24 protein-coding genes and 1 tRNA gene are annotated in these 26,347 nt (G+C 70.5%); 11 read left to right on the top strand and 14 right to left on the bottom strand.

All coding sequences use genetic code 11. The annotated features are described in order from the left end of the window. The first annotated feature begins 195 nt into the window (after positions 1 to 195). On the top strand, positions 196 to 918 hold the full coding sequence (locus ACWEF6_RS11565; RefSeq protein ID WP_449679380.1) for a hypothetical protein: 723 nt from the start codon (positions 196 to 198) through the stop codon (positions 916 to 918). Between the two features lie 5 nt (positions 919 to 923). Here ACWEF6_RS11565 and ACWEF6_RS11560 read toward each other — a convergent pair whose 3' ends face one another. Together ACWEF6_RS11560 and ACWEF6_RS11555 are read right to left on the bottom strand one after the other, a co-directional pair. Then, positions 924 to 1,676 (bottom strand): metallophosphoesterase, encoded by a 753-nt coding sequence (locus ACWEF6_RS11560; protein WP_449682845.1) that lies wholly within the window; start codon positions 1,674 to 1,676, stop codon positions 924 to 926. Continuing rightward, the gene (locus tag ACWEF6_RS11555) at positions 1,673 to 2,299 is read right to left on the bottom strand and encodes a GntR family transcriptional regulator (protein WP_449682844.1); all 627 of its coding nucleotides are present in this window, start codon (positions 2,297 to 2,299) and stop codon (positions 1,673 to 1,675) included. The genes ACWEF6_RS11560 and ACWEF6_RS11555 overlap by 4 nt, the downstream gene beginning before the upstream one ends. Positions 2,300 to 2,345: 46 nt before the next feature. On the opposite strand from ACWEF6_RS11555, the gene ACWEF6_RS11550 reads away from it, so the two are divergent. Further along, positions 2,346 to 3,515: an aminotransferase class V-fold PLP-dependent enzyme gene (locus ACWEF6_RS11550; RefSeq protein WP_449682843.1), complete on the top strand. Its 1,170-nt coding sequence runs from the start codon at positions 2,346 to 2,348 to the stop codon at positions 3,513 to 3,515. Here ACWEF6_RS11550 and ACWEF6_RS11545 read toward each other — a convergent pair. The 3 genes from ACWEF6_RS11545 to ACWEF6_RS11535 form a co-directional block, all read right to left on the bottom strand. After that, positions 3,512 to 4,333 carry a S1 family peptidase gene (locus ACWEF6_RS11545; RefSeq protein WP_449682842.1) on the bottom strand — a complete coding sequence of 274 codons (822 nt, stop codon included), beginning with the start codon at positions 4,331 to 4,333 and terminating at the stop codon, positions 3,512 to 3,514. The two genes, ACWEF6_RS11550 and ACWEF6_RS11545, sit on opposite strands and share 4 nt — an antisense overlap. Positions 4,334 to 4,479: 146 nt before the next feature. Then, positions 4,480 to 5,430, bottom strand: coding sequence for an SDR family NAD(P)-dependent oxidoreductase (locus ACWEF6_RS11540; RefSeq protein ID WP_449682841.1), 951 nt, complete (start codon positions 5,428 to 5,430; stop codon positions 4,480 to 4,482). A 40-nt stretch (positions 5,431 to 5,470) separates the two neighbouring features. Further along, complete coding sequence (locus ACWEF6_RS11535; RefSeq protein WP_449682840.1) at positions 5,471 to 6,607, bottom strand: acyl-CoA dehydrogenase family protein; 1,137 nt, start codon at positions 6,605 to 6,607, stop codon at positions 5,471 to 5,473. A gap of 63 nt (positions 6,608 to 6,670) precedes the next feature. Here ACWEF6_RS11535 and ACWEF6_RS11530 point away from each other — a divergent pair, with 63 nt between their 5' ends. After that, the gene (locus ACWEF6_RS11530; protein ID WP_449682839.1) at positions 6,671 to 7,087 is read left to right on the top strand and encodes a cupin domain-containing protein; all 417 of its coding nucleotides are present in this window, start codon (positions 6,671 to 6,673) and stop codon (positions 7,085 to 7,087) included. Here ACWEF6_RS11530 and ACWEF6_RS11525 read toward each other — a convergent pair whose 3' ends face one another. Next, positions 7,088 to 7,243 (bottom strand): hypothetical protein, encoded by a 156-nt coding sequence (locus ACWEF6_RS11525; RefSeq protein ID WP_449682838.1) that lies wholly within the window; start codon positions 7,241 to 7,243, stop codon positions 7,088 to 7,090. It abuts the gene before it with no gap. Positions 7,244 to 7,428: 185 nt separating this feature from the next. On the opposite strand from ACWEF6_RS11525, the gene ACWEF6_RS11520 reads away from it, so the two are divergent. Further along, a complete protein-coding gene (locus ACWEF6_RS11520) occupies positions 7,429 to 11,736 on the top strand; it encodes a wHTH domain-containing protein (RefSeq protein WP_449682837.1) in 4,308 nt (1,435 codons plus the stop codon). Positions 11,737 to 11,826: 90 nt separating this feature from the next. Here the strand turns inward: ACWEF6_RS11520 and ACWEF6_RS11515 are convergent, their stop codons facing one another. Further along, positions 11,827 to 12,291 (bottom strand): MarR family winged helix-turn-helix transcriptional regulator, encoded by a 465-nt coding sequence (locus tag ACWEF6_RS11515; RefSeq protein ID WP_449682836.1) that lies wholly within the window; start codon positions 12,289 to 12,291, stop codon positions 11,827 to 11,829. A 125-nt stretch (positions 12,292 to 12,416) separates the two neighbouring features. Between ACWEF6_RS11515 and ACWEF6_RS11510 the strand changes: the two genes are divergently transcribed. Then, positions 12,417 to 12,911, top strand: a complete 495-nt coding sequence (locus tag ACWEF6_RS11510; RefSeq protein WP_449682851.1) for a carboxymuconolactone decarboxylase family protein — start codon at positions 12,417 to 12,419, stop codon at positions 12,909 to 12,911. 43 nt (positions 12,912 to 12,954) lie between these two features. Here ACWEF6_RS11510 and ACWEF6_RS11505 read toward each other — a convergent pair whose 3' ends face one another. After that, entirely contained in the window at positions 12,955 to 13,821 is an 867-nt protein-coding gene (locus ACWEF6_RS11505; RefSeq protein WP_449682835.1) for a hypothetical protein, read from the bottom strand. A gap of 263 nt (positions 13,822 to 14,084) precedes the next feature. Between ACWEF6_RS11505 and ACWEF6_RS11500 the strand changes: the two genes are divergently transcribed. Then, the gene (locus ACWEF6_RS11500) at positions 14,085 to 15,545 is read left to right on the top strand and encodes an MFS transporter (protein WP_449682834.1); all 1,461 of its coding nucleotides are present in this window, start codon (positions 14,085 to 14,087) and stop codon (positions 15,543 to 15,545) included. Here the strand turns inward: ACWEF6_RS11500 and ACWEF6_RS11495 are convergent. Next, on the bottom strand, positions 15,517 to 16,395 hold the full coding sequence (locus tag ACWEF6_RS11495) for a class I SAM-dependent methyltransferase (RefSeq protein ID WP_449682833.1): 879 nt from the start codon (positions 16,393 to 16,395) through the stop codon (positions 15,517 to 15,519). The genes ACWEF6_RS11500 and ACWEF6_RS11495 overlap by 29 nt on opposite strands. Before the next feature lie 130 nt (positions 16,396 to 16,525). On the opposite strand from ACWEF6_RS11495, the gene ACWEF6_RS11490 reads away from it, so the two are divergent. After that, a complete protein-coding gene (locus ACWEF6_RS11490; RefSeq protein ID WP_449682832.1) occupies positions 16,526 to 16,930 on the top strand; it encodes a hypothetical protein in 405 nt (134 codons plus the stop codon). Positions 16,931 to 16,983: 53 nt separating this feature from the next. On the opposite strand, the gene ACWEF6_RS11485 is transcribed toward ACWEF6_RS11490, so the two are convergent. The 3 genes from ACWEF6_RS11485 to ACWEF6_RS11475 form a co-directional block, all read right to left on the bottom strand. Next, positions 16,984 to 17,058 (bottom strand) — tRNA-Val (locus tag ACWEF6_RS11485). A 41-nt stretch (positions 17,059 to 17,099) separates the two neighbouring features. Continuing rightward, positions 17,100 to 17,564 (bottom strand): peroxiredoxin, encoded by a 465-nt coding sequence (locus ACWEF6_RS11480; protein WP_449682831.1) that lies wholly within the window; start codon positions 17,562 to 17,564, stop codon positions 17,100 to 17,102. Between the two features lie 73 nt (positions 17,565 to 17,637). Further along, positions 17,638 to 18,069: a DUF3052 domain-containing protein gene (locus ACWEF6_RS11475; RefSeq protein ID WP_003084504.1), complete on the bottom strand. Its 432-nt coding sequence runs from the start codon at positions 18,067 to 18,069 to the stop codon at positions 17,638 to 17,640. Between the two features lie 417 nt (positions 18,070 to 18,486). Between ACWEF6_RS11475 and aceE the strand changes: the two genes are divergently transcribed. Continuing rightward, on the top strand, positions 18,487 to 21,282 hold the full coding sequence (gene aceE / locus ACWEF6_RS11470; RefSeq protein WP_449682830.1) for a pyruvate dehydrogenase (acetyl-transferring), homodimeric type: 2,796 nt from the start codon (positions 18,487 to 18,489) through the stop codon (positions 21,280 to 21,282). 73 nt (positions 21,283 to 21,355) lie between these two features. Then, positions 21,356 to 22,567 carry an alpha-hydroxy acid oxidase gene (locus ACWEF6_RS11465; RefSeq protein ID WP_449682829.1) on the top strand — a complete coding sequence of 404 codons (1,212 nt, stop codon included), beginning with the start codon at positions 21,356 to 21,358 and terminating at the stop codon, positions 22,565 to 22,567. On the opposite strand, the gene ACWEF6_RS11460 is transcribed toward ACWEF6_RS11465, so the two are convergent. After that, positions 22,564 to 23,307: an SDR family oxidoreductase gene (locus ACWEF6_RS11460; RefSeq protein ID WP_449682828.1), complete on the bottom strand. Its 744-nt coding sequence runs from the start codon at positions 23,305 to 23,307 to the stop codon at positions 22,564 to 22,566. The two genes, ACWEF6_RS11465 and ACWEF6_RS11460, sit on opposite strands and share 4 nt — an antisense overlap. 82 nt (positions 23,308 to 23,389) lie before the next feature. Here ACWEF6_RS11460 and ACWEF6_RS11455 point away from each other — a divergent pair, with 82 nt between their 5' ends. Together ACWEF6_RS11455 and ACWEF6_RS11450 are read left to right on the top strand one after the other, a co-directional pair. Then, complete coding sequence (locus ACWEF6_RS11455) at positions 23,390 to 23,980, top strand: TetR/AcrR family transcriptional regulator (protein WP_449682827.1); 591 nt, start codon at positions 23,390 to 23,392, stop codon at positions 23,978 to 23,980. 118 nt (positions 23,981 to 24,098) lie between these two features. After that, positions 24,099 to 25,709: an L-lactate permease gene (locus ACWEF6_RS11450; RefSeq protein ID WP_449682826.1), complete on the top strand. Its 1,611-nt coding sequence runs from the start codon at positions 24,099 to 24,101 to the stop codon at positions 25,707 to 25,709. Here ACWEF6_RS11450 and ACWEF6_RS11445 read toward each other — a convergent pair. Continuing rightward, complete coding sequence (locus ACWEF6_RS11445) at positions 25,690 to 26,328, bottom strand: nicotinamide mononucleotide transporter family protein (protein ID WP_449679364.1); 639 nt, start codon at positions 26,326 to 26,328, stop codon at positions 25,690 to 25,692. The genes ACWEF6_RS11450 and ACWEF6_RS11445 overlap by 20 nt on opposite strands. Positions 26,329 to 26,347 lie beyond the last annotated feature (19 nt).

Here is a 26,347-nt window from a genome sequence, read left to right as displayed (position 1 = left end):
GCGCGCGCGTCCCCCCCCGGCGCACGCACACCGCCGGCCACCTCCCCACCACTGTTCACCACCCCCGGGCGGGGGTCTCGTCCACGAGTCGCGCGGGCGGGCCAAGCCGTTACAAACCCCGCCGTAACGTCTCCGCGGCCGCCCGCGTCTACGCCGGTGACAGCACCGCCCCGCCTCTGTCAGATCGGGATTCCCTTGATCAGCAACCGAAAGATCGTCACCGCGCTGACCGCCGGGCTGCTGCTGCTCACCGCCGGCTGCGGCGGCGTCGAGCAGGTCGCGAGCCCGGCGCCGGTCTCGACGACCGAAACGCCGGCGCCGACCACCGAGACGACCCCGACCAGCACGGCGGAGACCACGACCGAGACGACCCCGGCGGACACCTCGGAAACCACGACCACCGAAGAAGAAACGACCACCTCGGAGACCGAAGAAGCGCCACGGACGCCGTCCGGCTCCTACGACGTCACGATTTCCGGCTCGGTCTCGGGCACCTCGTTCCGCCGGTCCGCCACCCTCCGCATCGTCGAGACGATCTCCTCGAGCGGCACCACGAACGACGTCAACCCGGTCGACGTCTGCCTGGTTTCCGGCAACCCGGCCGGGCAGCCGCAGCCAGGCGCGATCTGGTTCGGCTCGAACTCCGGCTGCGTCCCCGGCGCCGGCGCGGGGCACCTCGACCTGGCGACCGTCGACGTGGACGGGGACACGGTCACCGTCGAGCCCGTCGAGAACATGGCCGCCACCGGCGGCAACGTCTTCACGTCGTCGTCGAGCATCGCGGCGTGCCCGTTCTTCCCGGTGTCGGGACGGCTGCGGGTGACCGCGGGCGGCGGCGTTTCCGGCCGCATCGAGGTCACCGGCTACGGCGGCGCGTTCTGCGGGAAGACGGTCTACAGCGCGAAGATCTCCGGCTGAGTGCCTCAGAGCGGGACCACGCGGTGGTGGCTGGTCACCCGGCCGTCGTCGTGGAGGACGTGCAGCAGCAGGGCCGGCGGGCGGTCGTACTCCAGCGGGCCGCCGTCGGTCCAGCCGCTGTCGCCGCCCGGCTCGATCGGGAGCAGGGAGCCCGAAACGACGCCGGGCGCGATGCGCAGCGGCACGCCCGCGAACGTCGTCGAAGCGCCCGTGTGCACGTGTCCGGCCAGCAGCGCGACCACCCGCGGATGGCGTTCCAGCACCGAGGCCAGCCGCTCCGAGCCGTCCTGGCGGATCGCGTCCACCAGCGGGACGCCGACCTCGACCGGCGGGTGGTGGAAGGCGACGAACGCCGGGCCGTCGCCGCCGGCGAGCACGCGGTCGAGCCACGCCAGGGTTTCGTCGGCCAGGAAACCCGCGCCGCGGCCCGGGATCGTCGAATCACACAGTGCGAACAGCACGCCGCCGATCTCCTGCGCGAGGTCGATCGGTCCGTCGGACGCGGGCAGGTCGAGCAGTCCCCTGCGGAACGCCGCCCGGACGTCGTGGTTGCCGGGGCACAGCAGCACCGGTGCCGGGTGCTTCAGCAGCTCGGCGGCACGCGCGTACTCCTCGGCCGTGCCGTGGTCGGCGATGTCGCCGGTGACGACGACCGCGTCGACCGGCAGCTGCCCGAGGTAGGCCATCGCCGCCGCGACGCGGGCCTCCGCCCGCGAGCCGCCGTCGAGGTGCAGGTCGCTCAGGTGCGCGATGATCATGATTCGTCCTTCCCCAGGTACGCCAAGGCCTTGACCCAGTTGGCGACGAGCACCGAGGACGCGGCGGCCAGGTCGCCGTCACGCAGGGCCGCGGCGATGCGGCGGTGCTCGCCGATGCTCTCCCCGGCGTGGTCGTGCCGGGCGAAGTACGCCGACTCGTAGCGCTTGAGCAGCGGCTTCGTCTGCTCGATCAGGCGCAGCAGGTGCGGGTTCGGGCAGCGGGACAGCAGCAGAGCGTGCCAGCGATCGTCCAAAGCGGACAGATCACCGCCGTCGGCGACGGCCATTTCGCCGGCCACGGCGTCGAGCGCGTCCGGCAGCCCGGCCAGCTCCAGCGGCGACGTCCAGCGCAGCGCGAGCGCTTCGAGCTCGGCCACCAGCGGGTAGAGCCGGCGGGCCTCGTCGAGGTCGAACGGCGGGACCAGGAACCCCCGGCCGGGCGCGGCGACCAGCAGGCCGCGGTCGGCGAGCCCGATCAGCGCCTCCCGCAGCGGCGTCCGGCTGACCCCCAGCTCGCGCGCCAGGTGCACCTCGTTGACGCGGGCGCCGGCCGCGAGCCGCCGGTCGAGCACGCGGGCGGTGATCTGCTCGATGAGGTCGCTGCGCAACGGGGTGCGGGCCATGCCGGGCAGTATTGCATACAATAGCTATCTACTGTATTCAGTTCGTATGAGCTTCGACGTCGAACGCGCGCGGCGCGAGACCCCGGGCTGCGCCGAGGTGGTCCACTTCAACAACGCGGGCGCGGCGCTGCCCCCGGCCGTCGTGACCGACACCGTCGTCGAGTACCTGCGCCACGAAGCGCTGGTCGGCGGCTACGAAGCGGCCGCCGCGGCCGCGGAACGCCTGGACGCGGTGTACTCGTCGGTGGCCCGCCTGCTCGGTGCCGGCCACGACGACATCGCGCTCACCGACAACGCGACCCGCTCCTGGCAGGCGGTGTTCTACGCGCTGCCGTTCGGCCCCGGGGACCGGATCCTGACCTCGCGGGCGGAGTACGCCAGCAACGCGATCGCGTTCCTGCAGGTCGCCGGGCGCACCGGCGCGGTCGTCGAGGTGATCGGCGACGACGAATCCGGGCAGCTGGACGTCGACGAGCTGCGGCGGCGCGTCGACGGCAGCGTCAAGCTGATCGCCGTCAGCCACGTGCCCACCCAGGGCGGCCTGGTCAACCCGGCCGAGGAGATCGGCGCGGTCGCCGAGGCGGCCGGCATCCCGTTCCTGCTGGACGCCTGCCAGTCGGCGGGCCAGCTCGACCTCGACGTCTCCCGCCTCAAGTGCGACGCGCTGTCGGGAACGGGCCGCAAGTACCTGCGCGGCCCGCGCGGCACCGGGTTCCTGTACGTGCACCCACGGCTGCGCGAGCGGCTGGAGCCGGCGATGCTCGACCTGCACTCGGCGAGCTGGGAGTCGCCGACGGAGTACGTCGTCGACCCGACGGCCAAGCGCTTCGAGGTGTGGGAACGCGACTTCGCCGCGGTGTGCGGCCTCGGCGCGGCGATCGACTACGCCCTCGACTGGGGGTTGCCCGCGATCGAGTCGCGCGTTGCTTCACTGGCGGCGTTGCTGCGCGAGCGGCTGGCCGAGGCCGGCGCGCGCGTCCACGACGCCGGGGCGCGGAAGTGCGGCCTGGTCACGTTCAGCGTGGACGGCACGCCGGCCACGGAGATCAAGGCGCGGCTGGCGGAGGCGAACATCAACACGTCGCTGTCGACCCGCACGTCGGCGCAGTACGACTTCACCGCGCGGGCCCTGCCGGACATGGTGCGGGCGTCGGTGCACTACTACAACACCGAGGACGAGATCGACCTGCTCGTGCGGGAAGTCGAGAAGCTCTAGCCGCGCCCGCGGATGGTGCGCTGGATCCAGCCGGCGTAGGCGGGCACGCTGGTGTAGAGGCCGGGTCCGTTGGCGCAGGGCACGTCGTCGTCGCCGGGACCGGAGGTGACTCCGATCAGCTCCCACCGGCCATCTGCCCCGCGCCGGATCTGCGGGCCGCCGGAGTCGCCCATGCACGCCATCGCACCGGGCTTGCGGCTCACGGTGCACAGCCGGGTTCGATCCGCGTAGCCGGGCGAACACTCCGATTCCGCGCCGCGACGGGTGTCGAGCTGCTGGAGCCGCTCCGGGAACACCGCCTCGGTGACGTCGGCGGTGTCGACGGTGGTGCCGAACCCCAGCAGGCGGGTCGGCGTGCCGGGGCGGCCGGGACGCTCGGCGACGCGGATCGGCCGGTGCGGCACCGGCCGGTCCAGGCGCACCAGCGCGATGTCGTTCTCGTTCGGCGCCCCGGGCCGGTAACCCGGGTGACGCACCCACCGATCGATCGCGCGCACGGTGCCGCCGGAGCTCCGCCGCTCGCTGCCGATCCGCACGGTTCCCTCCGGCCTGGCCGGGTTGCGCCCCGGATCGACGCAGTGCGCCGCGGTCACCACCCACTGCGGGTGGATCAGCACCGCCCCGCAGACGCCCTTGGCGTTGCCCAGCTCGGGCACGACCTCCGGGATCGAGGCCATGAAACCGTAGCGTTCGGTGGAGTCCTCCCCGTTGACCACGGCGCCGGCACTGCCGGGCACCGCCAGCGCGCAGAAGGCTCCGGCCAGGACGCCCCCCGCCACCCGGACCATGGTGCGACGCACGGATTCCGCTTTCGACATGCTGTTCCTTCGTTCGACGACTTCGGACTGGTGAAGATCAGCTTCGTCGTCGGTCCCCGCCGGAACCACCAGGTCCGCCCCCGGATCCGCCGGGGCGGCCACGCGACGCCGGGTGGTGGGGTCCGCCCCACCCTCCGCCGTCCGGCTCAGGCGAAGGCGTTCACGCCGGTCAGCTCGGCGGACACCGTCCAGAGCCGTTCGGCGAGCGCAGGGTCGATCGCGTAGTCCTTCACGCCGGTGCGGCTGCCGTCGGCCGGGGCGGGCTCGGCGACGTCGCAGTCCTCGAGGTACACGCCGCCGAGGCCGTCGAGCTGCGGGGACGTCGCCGCCCAGACCTGGGTGGCGGCGCCCTGCTCCGGCGTCTTCGCCCCTCCGGTGACCCGGCCGGACTCGTCGACCATGCCGGCGTCGACGAGCTCCTGGCGGTCCAGGTGGCGCACGAGCTCGGTGAGGATCCGCCCGGGGTGCAGGGCGAACGCGCGGATTCCGCGCTCGCGGGCCAGCCGGTCGAGGTGCACGGCGAACAGGATGTTCGCCGTTTTCGCCTGGCCGTAGGCGAGCCACTTGTCGTAGCCGCGCTCGAAGTCCAGGTCGTCGAAGCGCACCGGGCCGTAGTGGTGGCCGCGCGAAGACACCGAAACCACGCGGGCGCCCGGGCGAAACGCCGGCCAGAGGCGGTTCACCAGCGCGAAGTGCCCGAGGTGGTTGGTGGCGAACTGCGCCTCCCAGCCCGGCCCGACGCGGGTCTCCGGCAGGGCCATGATGCCTGCGCTGCCGATGAGGACGTCGATGCCGCGGCCCGAAGCGAGGAACCGCTCGGCGAAGGCGCGGACGCTTTCGAGGTCGCCGAGGTCGAGCTCGCCGATCTCGACGTTTTCGAAGCCCTGCAACGCTTTCTCGGCCGTGGCGGGCCGCCGGGCCGGGACGACGACGTGCGCGCCCGCCTCCGTCAACGCCCGCGTGGTCTCCAGGCCGATGCCCGAGTAGCCGCCGGTGACGATCGCGAACTTGCCGGTCAGGTCGAGGCCGTCGACGACCTCGGCCGCCGTCGTGGTGGCGCCGAAGCCGGAGCCGATCTTGTGCTGTGCGGTGGTCATGTCCGCGACGGTAGGACCTGGAGCGGACTCCAGCGCAAGTTCAGCCCTTGAGCAGCTGCCGCGCGATCACGAGCTTCTGGATTTCGCTGGTCCCTTCGTAGATCCGGAACAGCCGCGCGTCGCGGTAGATCCGCTCGACCGTCACGCCGCGGACGTACCCCGTCCCGCCGTGGACCTGCACCGCGCGGTCGGCGACCCGGCCGAGCATCTCGGTGCAGAACAGCTTCGCCGACGACGGCCCGAGCTTGCGGTCCTCGCCCGAGTCGTACTTCGCCGCGGCTTCGTGCACCATCGCGCGGCCGGCCGCGAGCTCGGCGTGAGACTCCGCGAGCAGCGCCTGCACCAGCTGGTACTCGCCGATCACGCGGCCGCCCTGGCGTGCCGTCCGCGCGTACTCGACGGCTTCGGCGAGCGCCCGCTCGGCCAAGCCGACGCACAGCGCCGCGATGTGGAGGCGGCCGCGGGCGAGCGAGGCCATGGCGATGCCGAACCCCTTGCCCTCCGCGCCGACCAGCGCGTCGGCCGGCAGCTCGACGTCGTCGAAGACCACCTCCGACGTCCAGGCGCCGGCCTGGCCCATCTTGGGGTCGTGCGGGCCGACGGTGACGCCGGGGGCGCCCGCGGGCACGAGGAACGCGGAAATGCCGTGGCTGCCGGTGCTTTCCGGGTCGGTGCGGGCGAAGGTGACGAACACTTCGGCGAGCGGCGCGTTGGTGATGAACCGCTTGGTGCCCGAGAGCCGGTAGCGGTCGCCGTCGCGGAGGGCGCGGCTGGTCAGGCCGCCCGGATCCGAGCCGGCTTCGGCTTCGGTGAGCGCGAACGACGCGATCGACTGGCCCGCGGCCAGCCGCGGCAGCCAGCGGGTGCGCTGGTCCGGCGTCCCGTGGTGCACGATCGCCTGGCCGGCGATGCCGTTGTTGGTGCCGAACAGCGACCGGAAGGCCGGCGTCGTCCAGCCGAGCTCGATCGCCAGCCGGACGTCCTCGGCCATGCCGAGCCCGAGACCGCCGTACTCCTCCGGCAGCGCCCACCCGAACAGGCCAAGCTCGGCGGCCTTCTCCCGGATTCCAGCCGGGATTTCGTCCCGTTCGTCGATCTCCGCCTCGCGCGGCACGACCTCCTTGCGCACGAAGTCCCGCACCGCGCCGAGGACCTGCCCGAAAACGTCCGCGTCCATGCCGCGGCACGCTACCCGGATCGCTGCCCCCGAGGGCACACCCGGACGCGGTAGCTTGGGCCGATGCGCAAGCCGATCGCCGTCGTCACGGCCGCCCTCGCCGCGGCCCTGGTCCTGCCCGCCACCGCCTCCGCGACGCCCGGCAGCGGCGTCGCCGGCACGATCCTGGCCCAGAAGACCATCGGCCACACCGATTACACGCTCAGGGAGATCACCATCCAGCCGGGCGGCTACACGGGCTGGCACTTCCACGACGGCACGCTCTACGCGTACGTCAAGGCGGGCACGTTGACGCACAACCTGGCCGACTGCAGTATCGACGGCATCTTCGGCACCGGTCGCGCGTTCACCGAGAAGCCGGACCAGGTGCACATCGGCCGCAACCTCGGGTCGACACCGCTGGTGCTGGAGGTGCTGTACGTGCTCCCGAAGGGCAGCCCGCTCTCGGAGGACGCCCCGAACCCGGGCTGCGGCTTCTAGTCAGCGGTTGCGGCGCCACTCGTCGCGCAGGGCACGCAGGGCCCGGACGACGGGGATCAGCGCCCGCAGGAACAGCGCCACGGCGGCCGGCAGCCGGGCCGCCGTCTGCAGCACCAGGACGATCGCGCCCAGCACCGCCAAGATTCCGGTAACCATCTTCGTCTCCCGCTCGACTCTTCGGTGATGGCCACGGTGTCCCGGCCATCCCGCAGATCGAATCGGCCATCCGGAAACCGGTCAGCTCGAAAAGGCGGGTGAAGGCGGCTTTACCCTGGTCGACGCCCACGAACCGAAGTACCGGTCCGGTACCGACCGACGTGCGGCCCGACCGGAGGCGATGGATGGCGAAGCACAGCAGGCTGGTGGAGCGGCTCCGCGCGCTCAGGGAGCTTTCCGGCCTCACCAACGTGAAGATCGCCGAGCGGTCGAAGACCTACGTCGTTCCGGGGGCAGCGAAGCGCCACCCGCTCAACGACCGGAGCATCGGCGACTGGCTGCGCGGCGACCACGTGCCGTCCGAAGAAGGCCTGAGAGTCCTGGTGGGGGTCATGCAGGTGGTGGCGGCCGACCGACGGCCGCCGATCGAGCGACCGGATCCGGAGCTCATGAAGGGCGTCGCGGAAGGCAGCTGGCTGGATTGGCTGGCGGAGGCACGAGAGCGCGACGGGCGGCGTCCGGCCCCGCCTGAAGACGGATCGCGCTGGGAAGGGATCATCCGCGCGGCGAAGATCTGGCCGGACGCCGAGGGTGCGGCGGAGCTGCGAGATCAGGCGTTAGCCGCCTTGAGGCAGCTGGAGGGCGAGCGTCGCAAGGCAGTGGAAGCGGCGCTGGCCGACGACCCGTGGCTCGACGAGGAGCTGCCGGAGCGGACGGTGCGGCGGGTCAGTGAGCTCGTCGGATACCTCTCCGGTGCTCCGCTCGAGTTCTCCGCGGTGGAGGCGTTCCTGCTCACGGTCGCGCCGCTGCTCTACCACACCCGCTGGGCGCAGACCGCCGTCGAAGCGCAGTCCCGCGTCGACCCGATGCAGCTCGAACGCCACCCCGACCGTGAAGGGGAACCCGACTTCGAATTCTTCCTGGGCGGTGGTCAGCAGCAGCGCCTCGTCGAGCGAGCCCGGCACCTCCCGGAGAAGAATCCCGACCGCCGGGCGATCTGCTGGTGGCTGTTCCACCGGTGGCTCGACCAGAGCGCGGCCGGGCAGGCCCCGGCCGTCGAGCAGCTGTCACTGGGGCTGGAATCGCCGCAGGCCACGTCGCTCGAACAGCAGCTGAAGCAGATCTTGCAGGTGTTCCGCCTGTCCCCCGGTGAGCTGAAGGAATGGCGTTCGCGCGACCAGGCGGAGGAGTGGCCGGGTGGTCAGCGGCTGCGAGTCCGGCTCGTCGCTCTCGTCCTGGGACTCGCCCACACCATGGCCATCGAGCCGGGCTCATTGTCGAGCACGCTGGTCGAGCACCTGGGCATCGACCACCAGGTGGAGCTGGCGGGCCTTCGCCGCACTCTGTGCGGAAGCAGCTGGGTACGCACTTCGACGGCACTGCGACTGGACGCCGAGTGCCGGCACGAAGCGGTGTACGAGGTGCTCACCGAGCACGTGACGCGCATGTCGGAAGTGCTCCGTACCGCTCGCGAGGTGGCAGCGCACGAAACGGCGGTAGCGCCGCTGCTGCCATTGCCGGGACGGGCCTCGGACGAAGACGTCAGGCCCGCGAGAAGGGCTGACGGACGGCTCGAGTTCGTGATCCCGACCACGAAGTTCAGGCTCGACGAGACCCGCGTGCGCGAGCTGCTGATGGGAGAGCAGCTCTACCGGGACCGGTCGCTGGCCATCCGCGAGCTGTACCAGAACGCGCTCGACGCCTGCCGATACCGCCAGGCCTGGCACCAATACCTCGTCGCTCGGAGCGGCGGGCCGCGGAACCTGCCGTGGCCCGGGAAGATCCGGTTCCGGCAGTGGGAGGAGAGCGGTCAGCACTTCTTGAGCTGCCACGACAACGGGGTCGGAATGGGCGAGGCCGAGCTGCGCGAGGTGTTTTCGCAGGCGGGGATCCGGTTCGCGGACCGGCGCGAGTTCGCGGTGGAACGCGCCCGGTGGAAGAGCGAGGGCGTCCACATCCATCCCAATAGCCGGTTCGGCATCGGGGTGATGAGTTACTTCATGCTCGCTGACCGGATCGAAGTCACGACCCGCCGGCTGAACCTGGTCGGAGACCCCCTGCCGCTGGTCAAGGTCGTCATCGCGGGGCCGGGCCATCTGTTCCGCGTCGACCGGCTGACCGGTCCAGACGACGACGGCCGCGGGCCGGGCACGGAGGTCAAACTCCACTTGCGGGACGGGGCGAGCGCGCCGTCCTGCGTTGCGACCTTGCGCGCGTTGCTGGGCATCGCGGAATTCGAAACCACGGCCCAGTACGGCGAGGAGGAAACGGAGTACTGGCACCCGTTCCAGTTCGAACCGCGTCGCCGGCACCCCGCCCGGGAGGACAGCATCGAAGCGTACGGACGGCTGCACCGGGCGGCGCCGTCCGAAAACGGCCAGGTCATCTGGTGCGAGCACGGAGGCGCCTTGCTCGTCGACGGCATCTACGTGCGTTGCGAGAACCAGCACGGAGTGCTCACGGCAACGGAGAGCAACACCGATCCGCGTGGCGCCGTGATCAATCTGACCGGTCGATATTCACCCAGGCTCAGCGTCGACAGGATGTCGGTTCTGCAGGATGTCTCCAAAGAAGCCGAGGTGCTCCTGAACCAGGCCGCCGACGAGCTTCGGCACTCCGGTTCTCTTCTTAAATATCAGTGGACTCTGGATATTGCCGAGAACAATCCCGGAATTGCCGATATCGTCGCCAACGTGGCGATCACCGAAAGCATGCCGACGAGGATCGGCCAATACGGCACCACCGCCGACGTGGCGGGGATCATGGCACTGGATCCCGAATTAGCACACGACACTTCTCTGAAAAGGGAGAGATGGAACTTCACGACCGTCGAGGTACCGCCCCACCTCTTGCTGTGGCGATTGCTGGCATTGAATTCAAACCACACCGAAAGCACCACCGGCCAAACACTGCTTCCGGCTCTCCCCTCCGATCAATCATTGATCAGATTGGTGCACTCCACACATTCCTTTGATGCACTCGAAGTGGAAGTCGTCCCGCCGTCGGTCTGGCGCGCCGCTTTCCATCTCGGAATCAGTCCGACCAAGGCCATGCAACGACTGGCAAAATTGGGTTTTTCGGTAACCAAATGCGAAGAATTGCCGCCGCCATCCGAAATCAACTCGGCCGACATGGTGTTGATGGAGTCTGCACTCAAAACCGCCGACAGTCCACGACGCAGGCACCGGATCGACCTGCATGCTCAGGTGGTCATCGCCAGCGCTCAACTGGACATGTCCATGGCCCAGATCGCTCAGCGACTCGACGAACTCGGCCTCGACACCCCACGTATCGTGCCTCCGGGCCGCGCCGACGGCACGGATGTACGGCTGATCAGCAACTTCCGCGAAACGCCCTTCGAAATGGGAAATGCCTGCCTGCGTCACGGAGAACCCGTGTCCGCCCTCTATGTTCTCCTGGCCGCCCGAGCGACCGGCTTGGAACCGCTGGAAGCCGCCAATCGGTTGCGGAGACTGGGACTCGACGTCCCTGACTTCGAGGTGACCATGGCAGACCTCGAAGCGCTCCCGTCTCAACTACGCGAGGCGATGGAGGGAGCCAAGGAGCACGGACACCAGCCGCGAACGAAAGACATCTGTCGTGATGCACTGAGGGCCGGCTGTCAACCGGGCGAGCTCGCCCGCACATTGGCACGTTTCGGAGTTCACCTCGATAAACAGCCACCTGAGCAACTGACTGCAACAGACGAGGAGTTGATCCCGTCGACTTCCCCCTTGCTGTCCCTGCTCCCCGCGTCAACATTGCCCGATCAAATAGGGCCACGGGAATTTATCCAAGCTCTGCTGAACGTGAATCTGACGCCAGAGGAGGCGGTAACCCGGCTCGAAGCCATGGGCTTCGAGGTCTGCGAAGCCGCGCGCCTCATGCCGGCACCGGACTCCGTAGATCGAACGGTACTGCAAGCGATCTCCCCTCACACTTCCCCGAGCGGTCGCGCCACGACGGTGGACTTGCGTGAGTTCGCGGAGGCAGTGACGCAATCCGGTTACCGTTCCGCAGACGTGGCCCGACGGCTGGCCAGATTCGGACTCACAGCCGAGAGCTTTCCGGACGTCGACGGCCTGGACCCACAATTGATTCCGCCAGGCTTGTCCGCGCCGACTGCGTCGGGGCAGATCAAGGTTCCACTGCCACTGATTCTCAAGCACGCCGCGGAAGAAAGAGTCGAGCCGACTCAAATCGGCGCCTGTCTACATTGCCTTGGTTACTCCGTGCCGAAAATCGAGGAATTGTCTAGCAGAGATCTTGCATTGGTGTGCAAAGATATGGTTTCACTCCGGGAGATGCTCGATCTCTCCACACCGGTCACCCTGTCCGACTTGCTCAGAGCCGCCATTCGCGCCGAAATGCCGGTTCGCGAAGCCGCTGTACGCTTCACGGAGCTCGGCTTCCACTTCGAGTTCCCCGACCTGGACGACGAACTGCAGCGACTGTTTCCACTGGTCCCCCGCGCGAGCAAGCCCGAGCAATGAACCGAAGGGAATAAGCCGGGCTGCGCGTGCGGCCCGCCACGATTCCCGGCCAAGGCCCGCACCGACCCGGACTCCCGCGCCGACCCTCGGTCAGCCCGCCAGCCACCCGGCGGCATCCAGCCGATAAGCTGCCGGGCCCACCACCGCGCGCAAGTCGTTCTCCAGTGCGGCGATCCGCTCCGCCCCCACCACGCGCGCCCACTCCGCGCGCAGCTCGTCGAAGATCTCCGCGGACTTCCGGAGTGCGTCGACGCCGTGGGCGGTCAGGCGGACGATCTTGCGGCGGGCGTCCTCCGGGTCGTCGGCGCGCTCGGCGTACCCGAGCGCTTCCAGCCGTTCCACCGTCTTGCCCGCCGCCTGCTTGGACACGCCCAAGCGGCGGCCGATCTCCGATGCCGTCGCTCCCTGGATGCCGATGGCCTGCATCGCGAAGCCGTACGACGGGCGGACGTCGGGGTGGCCGCGGCGGGCGAGCTCGGCGTGCAAGCGGTCGATGAGCGTGCGGAAACCGCCGAAGAGCAGGAAGGGCAGCTCGTAGCCCGGCGTGTCCGTCATCGGACCTTGCCAAACTCGACAACCTGGTTTACGGTTTCGACAACCACGTTGTCGATCCTAGCTCGGGAGACGCCTTGTTCGCCGATCACACCCCGGAGTCTGCACCCCCCGCCGCCCGCCCCGCGATGACGGCCACCGCGAAGAAGTTCGGCCGCGTGCCGTCCGCCGTCGCGCGGCTGGCGACCTCACCGGAACTGCTCAACGGATTCCTGAAGCTCAGCGCCATCTTCGAGACCACGACCCTGACGGCGCTGGAACGCGAAGTGCTGATCATGACCGTGGCGGCGCGCAACGAGTGCCACCTCTGCGTGGCGATGCACACGGCCACGCTGACCCGCCTGGACGCGCCGGCGGAACTCGTGGCGGCGCTGCGGGCGGAAGCCTCGCTGCCGGACCCGCGGCTGGAGGCGCTGCGCGTCTTCGTCCACGCGGTGATGGACACGCGCGGCGAGGCGCCGGCCGAAGCGCTGGAGGCGTTCACCGGCGCCGGTTACACGGAGCGGAACGCCTTGGAGGTGGTGCTGGGCATCGGGACGTACACGCTGTCGACGTACGCGAACCGCCTCACCCGCGCCCCGCTCGACGAGGTCTTCGCCGAGCACGCCTGGCACGCGGCCTGAGGCCGTGGGGCCGCCCGGAGCAGGCGGCCCCACGGCCGGGAACTCAGCCCTTCGCCAGGGTGACGACCGTGGTGGTGTCGACCGAGACGTTGGTGTTGTAGTTCGGGTCGAGCGCGGTCGCCTGGGTGACGACCTCGGCCTGGCCCTTCTGGAACGGCGTGGTGCCCGTCGAGACCACGGTCGCCTTCCACGGCGCCGCCGTGCCCGGCGTGCAGGCGACCTGCACCGAGTAGGTGCCGCGGATGATGACGTTGCGCTTGACCTGCGTCGCCGCCCCGCTCAAGGTGACCTTGGCCGGGCCGGTGCATTCGACGGTGCCGTGCAGGTACGCGTTGCCGTTGAGCGTGCTCGCGGTGCCATCGGTGGCCACCTCGAGCCCGATCGCCAGCTCCGCCGGGGCCGGCGGGTTCGCGATGTGCACCTCACCGCGCAGGGCGGCCGTGCCCCCTTCGCAGTGCTGCTCGTAGGTGGCGTCGAGCGCCTGGACGTACCCGTGCGGCCCGAAGACGACGTTCTGCACGGTGAACGTCCCGGTCAGGGTGTTGCAGCCCCGGCCGTTGCCGCTCAGGTCCAGCCCCGGCGCGTTGGCCCCCTGGAACGGGTAACGCGTCGCCCCGTCGTAGGTGCCGGCGGTCAGGCCCGTGCCGCTGGGTGCGGCCAGGTCGAGCGTCCACCAGTCGCTGTTGAAGCCGCTGACGCTCACCGCGATGTGGTTGCGGTCCTCCGACGCGTTGACCGTGAGCCGGTCCTTCGCTTCGGTGGAGTAGGCGTAGGAACCGCCCCCGCTGATGTAGTCGCCTTCGTCCCCGCTGAACGACAGCGCTCCGGTGGCGACCGGCTGCGCCTGCGCCGGCACCGCCCCCAGGAGCACGGCGAGCACGGGCACCGCGACGACAACGGCTCGCTTCAAAAACCCTGAACCCTTCACAGGTTCCCCCTCAGGTGAGTTGGTCACTTGCCGACCTGCCTGTCGGCCGGACTGGATCACCCGTTACGCCCGGGGAGCGCTTTTTGCTTTTCGCACAACAAGATAGGGGTTCCGCGCGCGGATCTTGACAAAGCTTCCCGATCAGCGGGCACGACGAGCCGGCCGCAAAAACTTCCCGCGCCCGTGTCCGGTCCCCCGCCCCGGCTCCGACCTCCCGGCAAACGGACCACGGAGAAGGAGCCGAAATGGAGAAGCCGGCCGGACGGCGGGAGTGGCTGGGCCTGGCGGTGCTCGTGCTGCCCACCCTGCTCGTCGCGATGGACATGACCTCGCTGTTCCTCGCCTTGCCGCAGCTGAGCGCGGACCTCGGCGCGAGCGGCACCGAGCAGTTGTGGATCACCGACAGCTACGGCTTCGTCGTCGCCGGGTTCGTCATCACCATGGGCACGCTCGGCGACCGGATCGGGCGACGGCGGCTGCTGCTCGCCGGCGGCGGGGCCTTCGGGCTCCTGTCGATCGTCGCCGCGTTCTCGACCAGCCCCGGCATGCTCATCGTCGTGCGCGGGGCGCTCGGCGTGGCCGGGGCGACGCTGATGCCGTCGACGCTCGCCCTGATCACGAACATGTTCCGCGACGCAAAGCAGCGCGGGAAGGCGATTTCGATCTGGGCCACCTGCCAGTTCGCGGGCGGCGCGGCCGGCCCGGTGTTCGCCGGCTTCCTGCTCCAGCACTTCTCGTGGGGCTCGGTGTTCCTGGTCGCCGTCCCGGCCGTCGCCGTGCTGCTCGTCGCGGGCCCGTTCCTGCTGCCGGAGTTCCGCGCGCCGGCGTCCGGGCGGCTGGACCTGCCCGGCGTGGCGCTCTCGCTGACCGCCGTGCTGCTGATCGTGTTCGGCCTCAAGCAGCTGGCCACCGGCTCGCTGGTCCTGCCGCTCGCGGCGATCGCCGCCGGGGCGCTGCTCGGCGCGGTCTTCGCCCGCCGCCAGCTGACGACGTCGTCGCCGCTGCTGGACCTGCGGCTGTTCCGGAATCGCCCGTTCACCGCGGTGCTGGTGGCGCTGGTGTTCGCCGGCGTCGCGATGGCCGGCGTCGGCCTGCTGGTGACGCAGTACCTGCAGAGCGTCCTCGGGCACTCGCCGCTCGTTTCGGCCCTGCTGTTCGCCCCGATGGGCCTCGGCGTGGCGGCGGGCACGATGACGGCGCCGGCGCTGACCCGCTGGATGTCCCCGGCCACGGCGATCGCGGGTGGTCTCGCGGTGTCGGCGGCGGGCAGCCTCCTGCTGGCGGTCACCGACGGCCTGGTCCCGGTCGTGCTGGGCATCACGGTGCTGACGCTGGGCACGGGCCCGCTGTTCGCCCTCGGCATCGGCCTGGTGCTGGGCTCGGTCCCGCCGGAACGCGCGGGTTCGGCGGCCTCGATGGCCGACACCGGCAACTACCTCGGCGGCTCGCTGGGCCTGGCCCTGATCGGCCTGACGGCGGCGGCGGTGTACCGCGGCGCCTTCCCGGCGGGCACGACGCTCGCGGTGGACATCACCCGGCCGGCGCTGGCGGAGCAGGCGAAGGCGGCGTTCACGACGGCGCTGAACGTGACGGGCGTGATCGCGGCGGTGCTGTTCACGGGGCTGGCACTGCTGGTGACGACCATGCGCCGGACCGAGGCCGTCGACGCCGAGCCGGTCACGGCTCTGCCTGAAAATGCCAGATGACCAGCGCCGGAGCGCCCGCGTTGACGGCCTGTGCCGCTTCGGGCACCAGGCCGGCCAGGCTCCACGGCCACAGCTCCCACGGCCCCGGCGGCGGGACCGGGGCGGGCGGGTCACCGGCGGGCACGGGTGGTTCCTCGCAGCGCCGCACCTGCAGTCCCACGGCCAGCGCGGCGCGCAGGTAATCCCCGATCGGGTGGCGGTAGCTGCGCAGCCGGCCCGGCCGGCCGCCGGCACCGCGCACGGGCGGGATCGCGCCCTGCGCCACCCGTTCGGGGTGCATGTCGGCGATGACCAGGTGCCCGCCGGGCCGCAGCACCCGGGCGAACTCCGCCAGCACCGGCGCGAGCGCCGGGACGTGGGTCAGCGCCAAGCCGCACACGACCAGGTCGACCGCGGCGCCGGCGACCGGGAGCCGGTGCAGGTCACCGAGCAGGAACTCGCCCCGCGGCACCCGGGTGCGGGCCCGGGCGAGCATGTCGGGCGAGCCGTCCACCCCGATCACCCGATGACCCAGCCCGGACAGGATCTCCGCGTAGCGACCGGTCCCGCAGGCGGCGTCGAGCGCCACCCCCGCCGGCAGCGCACCGGCGATCTCCCCGACCGGAGGCTCGTCGAGGGTGAACGCCGAGTTGGGCCGGTCGTAGGTCGGTGCCCACAGCCGATAGCCGGTGACCGCATCGACCCGGTCGACTGCCACGGCCGCGTCGGCCAGCGTTTCGTCGGCGAGCACGCGGCGGATCTCCGCGATCCGGGCTTCCGTGAAGTCGCGGCCGAACTCGCCGGTGAACGCCCGCAACAGCGCCAGGCCCTCGATGCCGAGCAGGTAGGCACGCGGGTCTTCGTGGCTCACCCGGCGGACGCTAGTGGTGCGGCCATCGGGTGATCCACCGAATTACGGCCCAACCGGAAGTGCCGGCCGGGCGTGGAGGGGTCGGCCGATCGCTTCGAGCGGCCGAAGAAACCTCAGGGAAGGAACCTTCATGCGCATCCTCCGATCACTGGTGGCCACCGCCGCGGTCGCCGGCGCCCTCTTGGGCGCGAGCGCCCCGGCCGAAGCGGCGAGCACGACCAACTGGCGGATCGAGTACGGCGCGAGTGTGACGGCGGGCACCATCTCCTGGACGGACGGGCGCTCGGCCTCCGTCGACGGCACCGTCCACGCGGTCAGCGGCTACCGCGAGACCTGCGTCTGGGGCGTCAACGGCACCAGCACCACCGCCGTCGCTTGCTACGGCGCCAACCCCGGGAAGGACCACCCCTTCTACCACGGCCTGACGATCGACAAGGTCGGCGGCGTCCAGCTCATCCACATCAGCTTCTACGACGCGGACAACCACAAACTGGGCCAACGTGGCTGCACCCGGAACGGCTGCGTCGTCGAATGACCTCGCGGAGCTGACAACGGGGCCCTCGACGCGCTCGAGGGCCCCGTTTTCGCTGGTGGGCGCAGCAGGGTTCGAACCTGCGACCGCTCGGGTGTAAGCCGAGTGCTCTTCCGCTGAGCTATGCGCCCTCACGGGGGCGGGCCGGTGCCGGACCGCCGCCGCGGGAGACTCAGGCTGCCAGTTCGGCCACGGCCTTCTTCCAGCCCTGCTGGTCGCGTGCGTCGCGGGGTCCGTTGACCTCGGCGAACCGGACGACGCCGGTCGTGTCGATCAGGAACGTGCCGCGGATCGCCAGGCCGGCTTCGGCGTTGAACACGCCGTACGCCTGGGCCACCTCGCCGTGCGGCCAGAAGTCCGAGAGCAGCGGGAACTGGTAGCCCTCCTTCTCGGCCCACGCCTTGAGCGAGAACGGCGTGTCGACCGAGACGCCCAGGACCTGGACGCCCTTGCCGTCGTAGTCCGCGAACTCGTCGCGGAGCTGGCAGAGCTCGCCGGTGCAGATGCCGCTGAACGCGAACGGGTAGAAGACCAGCAGCACCGGCTTGTCGCCCCGGAAGGACGACAGCTGGACCGGCTGCATGTTGTAGTCCTTGAGCGTGAAGTCGGGGGCCTCAGAACCGACCGCGACAGTCATACCAGCGTTTCCTCTCCCGAACGGACACGTGCCTGCGACGACAACCCTATCGTGTCCGTCCGGCGGGACTTGTTCAGCGCTGCTTCGACTTCGACTTCGGCGACACCAGGCGGGTGCCGATCCAGTTCGGGCCGACACTGATGTTGGCGGTCTGGGCCAGGCCGACGGCGGGCACCGCTTCGGCGATTTCGCTCGGCTCGACGTGCCCGGGCTGTCCCGTCTTGGGGGTGAGCACCCAGATCACGCCGGTCTCCTCCAGGGGGCCCCTGGCGTCGATGAGCGCGTCGCCCAGGTCGCCGTCGTCCTCGCGCCACCAGAGCAGCACCACGTCGATGACCTCGTCGGCGTCCTCGTCGAGGATGTCCCCGCCGATCTGCTCCTCGATCGCCGCGCGGACGTCGTCGTCGACGTCCTCGTCCCAGCCGATCTCCTGGACCACCATCTCGGGCTTGATGCCGAGCCTCTCGGCGACGCTGCTCTGATCAGCGTCTCCCGCGGCGACCACTGCTTTCACTCCTCCAACTGCGACGGAGTGCGGCGTCCCCCAGCCCCTCGGAGGGTGCGACGGCGCCACACTCGGCTACCCGGTTGCCGATAGCGAACACTGGTGAAGCTCCGCGCGCAACCGTCCACACCGGATCTTTGACAACTCGTGTCGCAGGATACGGCCCGCCACCGGCCGCCCGCGACGGCGTTTCGGGTGCCTGGCGCCCCCGCTCTGCCACCCCTCCGAGGGTCGTCCCCTAGGGTGGGGGAGAAGAAAACGCGCGCGCGATACACCGCGCGCAGGGAGTGGCTCGACCGGGTCGGCCCATGTTACCGCCAAGTAGCGGTGCGGAAGCCGGGACGGAAGACGACGATGGAGAGTCGTACACCCCCGCGTACGAGCACCACCGGCTACAACTTTTCGCAAGGAGACCCCTTGGCCCCGCAGAACGACGGCGCCTCCGGCAAGGAGACCCCGGCACGCGTACGCGTCATCCGTGACGGACTGGCGGCGCACCTGCCCGACATCGACCCGGAGGAGACCGCCGAGTGGCTGGACTCCTTCGACGAGGCTCTCGCGAGGGGCGGTCAGCAGCGGGCCCGGTACCTGATGCTGCGCATCCTCGAGCGCGCCCGGGAGCGGAACGTCGGCGTCCCGGCCCTGACCTCGACGGACTACGTCAACACGATCCCCACCGAGAACGAGCCCTGGTTCCCCGGTGACGAGGACATCGAGCGCCGCTACCGCGCCTGGATCCGCTGGAACGCCGCGATCATGGTGCACCGCGCGCAGCGTCCCGGCGTCGGCGTCGGAGGCCACATCTCGACCTACGCCTCCTCGGCCGCGCTCTACGAGGTGGGCTTCAACCACTTCTTCCGCGGCAAGGACCACTCCGGCGGCGGCGACCAGATCTACATCCAGGGCCACGCCTCCCCCGGCATCTACGCCCGCGCGTTCCTCGAAGGCCGCCTGAGCGAGTCGCAGCTCGACGGCTTCCGCCAGGAGTTCAGCCACGCCGGCGAGGGCGGCGGCCTGCCGTCGTACCCGCACCCGCGGCTGATGCCGGAGTTCTGGGAGAACCCGACGGTGTCGATGGGCCTCGGCCCGATGAACGCCATCTACCAGGCCCGGTTCAACCGCTACCTGCGCGACCGCGGCATCAAGAACACCGACGACCAGCACGTCTGGGCGTTCCTCGGCGACGGCGAGATGGACGAGGCCGAGTCGCGGGGCCTCATCCACGTCGCGGCCGGCGAGGGCCTCGACAACCTGACCTTCGTGATCAACTGCAACCTGCAGCGGCTCGACGGCCCGGTGCGCGGCAACGGCAAGATCATCCAGGAGCTGGAGTCGTACTTCCGCGGCGCCGGCTGGAACGTCATCAAGGTGATCTGGGGCCGCGAGTGGGACTCGCTGCTGCACGCCGACCGCGACGGCGCCCTGGTCAACCTGATGAACGTCACCCCCGACGGTGACTACCAGACGTACAAGGCCAACGACGGCGCCTTCGTCCGGGAGCACTTCTTCGGCCGCGACCCGCGGACGAAGGACCTGGTCAAGGACCTCTCCGACGCCGACATCTGGAACCTCAAGCGCGGCGGCCACGACTACCGCAAGGTGTACGCGGCGTACAAGTCGGCGCTGGAGCACCACGGCCAGCCGACGGTGATCCTCGCCCACACCATCAAGGGCTACGGCCTCGGCCCGGCGTTCGAGGGCCGCAACGCCACGCACCAGATGAAGAAGCTCACCCTCGACGACCTGAAGCTGTTCCGCGACTCGCAGCGGATCCCGATCAGCGACGAGGAGCTCGAGCGCAACCCGAAGCTGCCGCCGTACTACCACCCGGGCGCCGGCTCGCCCGAGATCGAGTACATGATCGGCCGCCGCAAGGCGCTCGGCGGGTTCCTGCCGGAACGCCGCCCCAAGGCCGCCAAGGCCCTGGTGCTGCCCGGCGACAAGGTCTACGAGGGCATCCGGAAGGGCTCCGGCAAGCAGGAGGTCGCCACCACGATGGCGTTCGTCCGGCTGGTCCGCGAGCTGGCGAAGGACTCCGAGATCGGCAAGCGCGTCGTCCCGATCATCCCGGACGAGGCCCGCACCTTCGGCCTCGACTCGATGTTCCCGACGGCCAAGATCTACAACCCGCACGGCCAGACCTACACGTCGGTCGACGCGAGCCTGATGCTGGCCTACAAGGAGTCCGAGAAGGGCCAGCTGCTGCACGAGGGCATCAACGAGGCCGGCTCGACGGCGTCGTTCACCGCCGTCGGCACGTCGTACGCGACGCACGGCGAGCCGATGATCCCGATCTACATCTTCTACTCGATGTTCGGGTTCCAGCGGACCGGTGACGGCCTGTACGCCGCCGCCGACCAGATGGCCCGCGGGTTCGTCCTCGGCGCCACCGCCGGCCGGACCACCCTGACGGGTGAGGGCCTGCAGCACGCGGACGGGCACTCGCTGCTGCTGGCGGCGACCAACCCGGCCGCGGTGGCCTACGACCCGGCGTGGTCGTTCGAGATCGCGCACATCATCAAGGACGGCCTGCGCCGGATGTACGGCGAGACCGGCCCGGACGGCAACGGCGAGAACGTCTTCTACTACATGACGATCTACAACGAGCCGTACCAGCAGCCCGCCGAGCCGGAGAACCTCGACGTCGACGGCCTGCTGAAGGGTCTGTACAAGTACGCCGACGCCCCCGCGGGCGAGGGCCCCGAGGTGCAGATCCTGGTCTCGGGCGTCACGATGCCGGACGCGCTGAAGGCGCAGCAGCTGCTGGCCGAGGAGTGGGGCGTGCGGGCCGCGGTGTGGTCGGCGACGTCGTGGACCGAGCTGCGGCGCGAGGCCGTCGAGATCGACCACGACAACCTGCTCTACCCGGGCAGCGAGCCGCGCGTGCCGTACGTCACCGAGGCGCTCGAGGGCGCGAACGGGCCGGTCGTGGCGGTGTCGGACTGGATGCGCGCGGTGCCGGACCTGATCCGCCCGTACGTCCCGACCGACATGCTGACGCTGGGCACGGACGGCTTCGGCTTCTCCGACACCCGGCCGGCGGCGCGGCGGAAGTTCCTGGTCGACGCCGAGTCGATCACCGTCGGGGCGCTGTCGATCCTGGCCAAGCGCGGCGAGGTCGACCAGGCGAAGGTCCTCGAAGCGGCCACGAAGTACCGGCTCGACGACATCGCGGCCGCCGGGCCGCAGACGTCGGATTCCGGGAACGCGTGACCTCCTGCTAGGTTCGGGACCCGGCAGACATCCGATGTCTGCCGGGTCCCGTGCACGTAGGGAGTTGATGAAGGTGACGAAGCGCCGGTTACCCAAGCCGAGCGAGCTGCAGCAGATCCTGCGGCCGAAGCCGATCGTGCTGAACCCGACGGACCGGCGGCTGGCGAACGCGCACACCATCGCCGACCTGCGGATGATCGCCCGCAAGCGCACCCCGCGGGCGGCGTTCGACTACACCGACGGCGCGGCCGAGCTCGAGGACAGCCTGCTGCGGGCCCGGCAGGCGTACCGGCGCATCGAGTTTCACCCGAACGTCCTGCGCGGGGTGTCCGATGTGGACACCACTCGGGAGATCCTCGGGAAGACGTCGGCGCTGCCGTTCGCCTTCGCTCCGACCGGGTTCACCCGGATGATGCAGCACGAGGGCGAGGCCGCCGTCGGCCGCGTCGCCGAGCGCAACGGCATCCCGATGGGCCTGTCCACGATGGCGACGACGTCGATCGAGGATCTCGCCGAGGCCGCGCCCGGCGCGCGCAAGTGGTTCCAGCTCTACGTCTGGCGCGACCACGGCGCCGGTGAAGATCTGATGAATCGGGCGTGGGCCGCGGGCTACGACACGCTGATGCTGACCGTGGACACCCCGGTCGCGGGCGCCCGGCTGCGGGACGTCCGCAACGGCCTGACCATCCCGCCGGCGTTGACCCTCAAGACGTTCCTGGACGGGGCGACCCACCCGGCGTGGTGGTTCAACCTGCTCACCACCGAGCCGCTGACGTTCGCGTCGCTCAACCAGTTCGGCGGCACCGTGGCCGAGCTGCTGAACAAGCTGTTCGACCCGACGCTCAACTACGACGACCTCGACTGGGTCCGGCAGACCTGGCCGGGCAAGCTCGTGATCAAGGGCGTGCAGAACGTCGACGACGCCCGCGACGTCGTGAAGCACGGCGCGGACGCGGTGCTGCTCTCCAACCACGGCGGCCGCCAGCTCGACCGCGCCCCCACGCCCCTGGAACTGCTCCCGGCGGTGCTCGACGAGCTCCAGGGCGGCGCGGAGGTCTGGGTCGACACGGGCATCCTGTCCGGCGGCGACATCGTGGCCGCGATCGCCCGCGGCGCGGACGCCGTCCTGATCGGCCGTGCGTTCCTGTACGGCCTGATGGCCGGCGGCGAACGCGGTGTCCAGCGCTGCGTCGACATCCTGCGGACCGAACTGGTCCGCACGATGCAGCTGCTCGGCGTCCGGACCCTGAAGGACCTGACGCCGAGCCACGCCACCCTGCGTTAGACCTGCGCCTGGCCGCCGTCGACGAAGAACTCGACGCCGTTGACGAAGCTCGACTCCGCGGAGGCCAGGAACAGCGCCGCGGCCGCGATTTCCGAGGGATCCCCGAGACGGCCCAGCGGGACCTGCGCCACCAGGCCGTCGACCAGGTCCTGCTGCCCGTCCTCGTCCACCAGGCCCAGCAGGCCCGGCGTCCGCGTCGGGCCCGGGCTCAGGACGTTGACCCGCGTGCCGGTCCCGGCGAGGTCTAGGGCCCAGCTGCGGGCGAAGTTGCGCACCGCCGCCTTCGTCGCCGAGTAGACGCTGAAGGCGGAGCCGGGCCGCGTCGACGTCGTCGAGCCGGTGAGGATGATCGACGCGTTCGCGTTCAGCAGCGGCAACGCCTTCTGGACGGCGAACAGGACACCCTTGACGTTCGTGGCGAAGGTCGTGTCGAACTGCTCTTCGGTGATTTCGCCGAGCGGGGCGAAGACCCCGCCGCCGGAGTTGGCCACGACGACGTCGAGGCCGCGGCCCCGCTCCCCCACCACGCGGTAGAGCGCGTCGAGGTCGGCCAGGTTCGCCGAGTCCGCGCGGACGGCCGTGACGCCGTGGCCGATCTCGGCGACCGCCTCGTCGAGGACTTCCTTGCGGCGGCCGGTGATGAACACGTGCGCACCTTCGGCCGCGAACCGCTTCGCGATGGCGAGCCCGATGCCGGTGCCGCCGCCGGTCACGACCGCGGTCTTGTTTTCCAGGTTCACGCTGCTCCTCCAGTTCTTGACTATCTCGTCCAGAACGTACGCCGTTCTGGACGAGATAGTCAAGAATGGGTAGCCTAATCCCATGGCGAGACCCCGGAGCTTCGACGAGACAGCGGTCCTGCGCGCGGCCCGGGATCAATTCTGGGAACACGGTTACGCCGGCACGAAGGTCGACGACATCGCCGCCGCGACCGGCCTCGGCAAGGGCAGCCTGTACGGCGCCTTCGGCGACAAGCACGCGCTCTACCTGCGCGTCTACGACTACTACTGCGCCGAAGCGACCGACGGCGTACGACACCAGCTCGAAGGTCCCGACGACACCGCCCACCGGCGGCTGCGGGACCACGTGCGGGCCATCGCCGAGTCGGTCGTCGCCGACCGGGAGCGCCGCGGGTGCCTGATGGCCAAGGGCGCGGCCGAGTGCTCGGAGCACGACGAAGCTGTCGCGACCCGGACCGGGCAAGCGTTCCGCGCCCTGCAGGAATCCCTGACGGCGTGCATCGCGGGCGCGCAGCGCGCGGGCGACCTCGCCGCCGAGGCCGACCCCGCCCACCTCGCCGGGCTGGTGCTGGCCGTCCTGCGCGGGCTCGAAGCGCTGGGCAAGGGCGGCGTCGGACCGGACGAGATCCGCGCGATCGCCGAGACCGCCCTGGCCGTGCTGCCGAAGCCGTGAAGCACTGACTCGTTGGGCCAACTGGTCTCAACTTCTTGACGGACCGCCTGGTTTGTGACGAAGATCTCGGACACCCGCCGAAAGGCCGTTTTCGCATCGTGGAAAACGGAGGTCGTCCGTGTTCGTCCAGGATCTGACTCCGCTGGGCTCGCTGGGCCTGTCCGCGCTGGTCGCCGTGCTGCCGCTCGCCACCGTCCTCGTGCTGCTCGGGGCCGTCCGGATGCGGGCGCACCACGCCGCCCTCATCGGCTTGCTCGTCGCCCTCGTCGTCGGCGTCGCCGCGTACGGGATGCCGGTCGTGCAGGCCGTCTCCGGGGCGCTCGAAGGCGCCGCGTTCGGGTTGTGGCCGATCATGTGGATCGTCGTCAACGCGCTGTGGATCTACCGGCTCACCGTGCGGACCGGGCACTTCGACGTCCTGCGCCGCTCGTTCGGCCGGATCTCCGACGACCCGCGCATCCAGGCCCTGATCATCGCCTTCTGCTTCGGCGCGCTGATGGAAGCCCTCGCCGGGTTCGGCGCGCCGGTCGCGATCAGCGCCGTGATGCTGGTGGCCGTCGGCTTCCACCCGGTCAAGGCCGCCGTCGTCGCGCTGGTCGCCAACACCGCGCCGGTCGCGTTCGGCGCCATGGGCACCCCGGTCGTCACCCTCGCCCAGGTCACCGGCCTGCCGCTGCAGGACGTCTCGTCGATCGTCGGGCGGCAGACGCCGCTGCTCGCGCTGGTCGTGCCGCTGCTGCTGGTGATCATCGTCGACGGCAAGCGCGGCCTGAAGGACACCTGGCTGCCCGCGCTCGTCTGCGGGGTCGCGTTCGGGCTCGTGCAGTTCCTCGCCTCGAACTACGTGTCCCCGCAGCTGGCCGACATCGGCGCGGCGCTGGCCGGTGCGGCCGCGCTGGTCGCCCTCCCCCAGACCCGGCGCCCGGTGCCCGAAGCCGTCCGGATCGGCACCGGCGGGACGGCGACCGCCGAAGCGCCGCCGGAGGACGCGCGCGGCGACGTCGTCAAGGCGTACCTGCCGTACCTGCTCATCATCGTGATCTTCTCGGTCGCCGTGCTGCCGCCGGTCAAGCGGCTGCTGGACAAGGCGACCTGGAAGTTCCACTGGCCCGGGCTGAACGTCGCCGGGCCGAACGGGAAACCGGTGTCCGGCAACACGTTCTCGCTGCCGTTCCTCAACACCGGCGGAACACTGGTGCTGCTGGCGGGCGTCATCACCGCGGCGCTGCTGGCCGTTTCGGCGAGCGACACCGCGCGGGAGTGGCTGGCGACGGTCAAGGAGCTGCGGTTCGCGATCCTCACCGTCACCGGCGTGCTCGCGCTGGCCTACGTGATGAACCTGTCCGGCCAGACGACCACGATCGGCACGTTCATCGCCGCCGCGGGCGCCGGGCTGGCGTTCCTCTCCCCGGTGCTGGGCTGGTTCGGCGTCGCCGTCTCGGGGTCCGACACCTCGGCGAACGCGCTGTTCGGCGCCCTGCAGGTGACCGCGGCGCACCAGACGGGCCTGCCGGCGGACCTGCTGGCCGCGGCGAACAGCTCCGGCGGCGTCCTCGGCAAGATGGTCTCGCCGCAGAACCTCACCATCGCCTGCGTGGCGGCGAACCTGCCCGGCGAGGAGGGGAAACTGCTGCGGAAGGTGCTGCCGTGGAGCGTCGGGCTGCTGCTGGTGATGTGCCTGATCGTCCTGGGTCAGAGCACGCCGGTGCTCAGCTGGATGCTGCCGTGACCCCGGGCCGGGCGGCGACGCGCTGGGCGGAGCGGTTCCAGCTCCACCAGCCGTGCACGACCAGGCCGGCGAAGACGATGTAGATCGCGGCGGAGAAGTAGAGGCCGGAGGAGATCTGCAGCGGGACGCCGATGGCGTCGACGGCCAGCCAGACCAGCCAGAACTCGACCAGCCCGAGCCCCTGCGCCCCGAAGGCGACGAGGGTGCCGACGAAGATCGCGGCGTCCGGCCAGGGCGCCCAGGACGCGTTCAGGGCGTCGAGGACCAGCGCCATCACGGTGGTGCCGACGGCGAAGGCGCCGATCATCGCGAGCCGTTCGGCGAGCCGGCCCTTGCGGACGACGACGCCGAACACCGGGTCCTGGCGGCGCGTCCAGGCCCACCAGCCGTAGACGGAGATGGCGAGGATGGCGACCTGCCGCGCGGCGAGCCCGCCGAGGTGCGCGGAGACGTAGACGGCGAACAGCAGCACGGTGGCCCCGACCTGCACCGGCCACGTCCACAGGGTGCGACGCTGCGCGAGGAACACGACGGCGAGCGCGAACACCTGCCCGGCGAGCTCCGCGATCGAAATCCACTGGCCGAGCACGGTGATCCCGTGGTGCAGCAGGAAGTCCACGTCACGCCCCTTTCGTCCT

The sequence above is a fragment of the Amycolatopsis sp. NPDC004772 genome, assembly GCF_053601215.1.
Note: the sequence above shows the minus strand (reverse complement) of the source record. Positions and strands in the feature narration are given on the sequence as shown.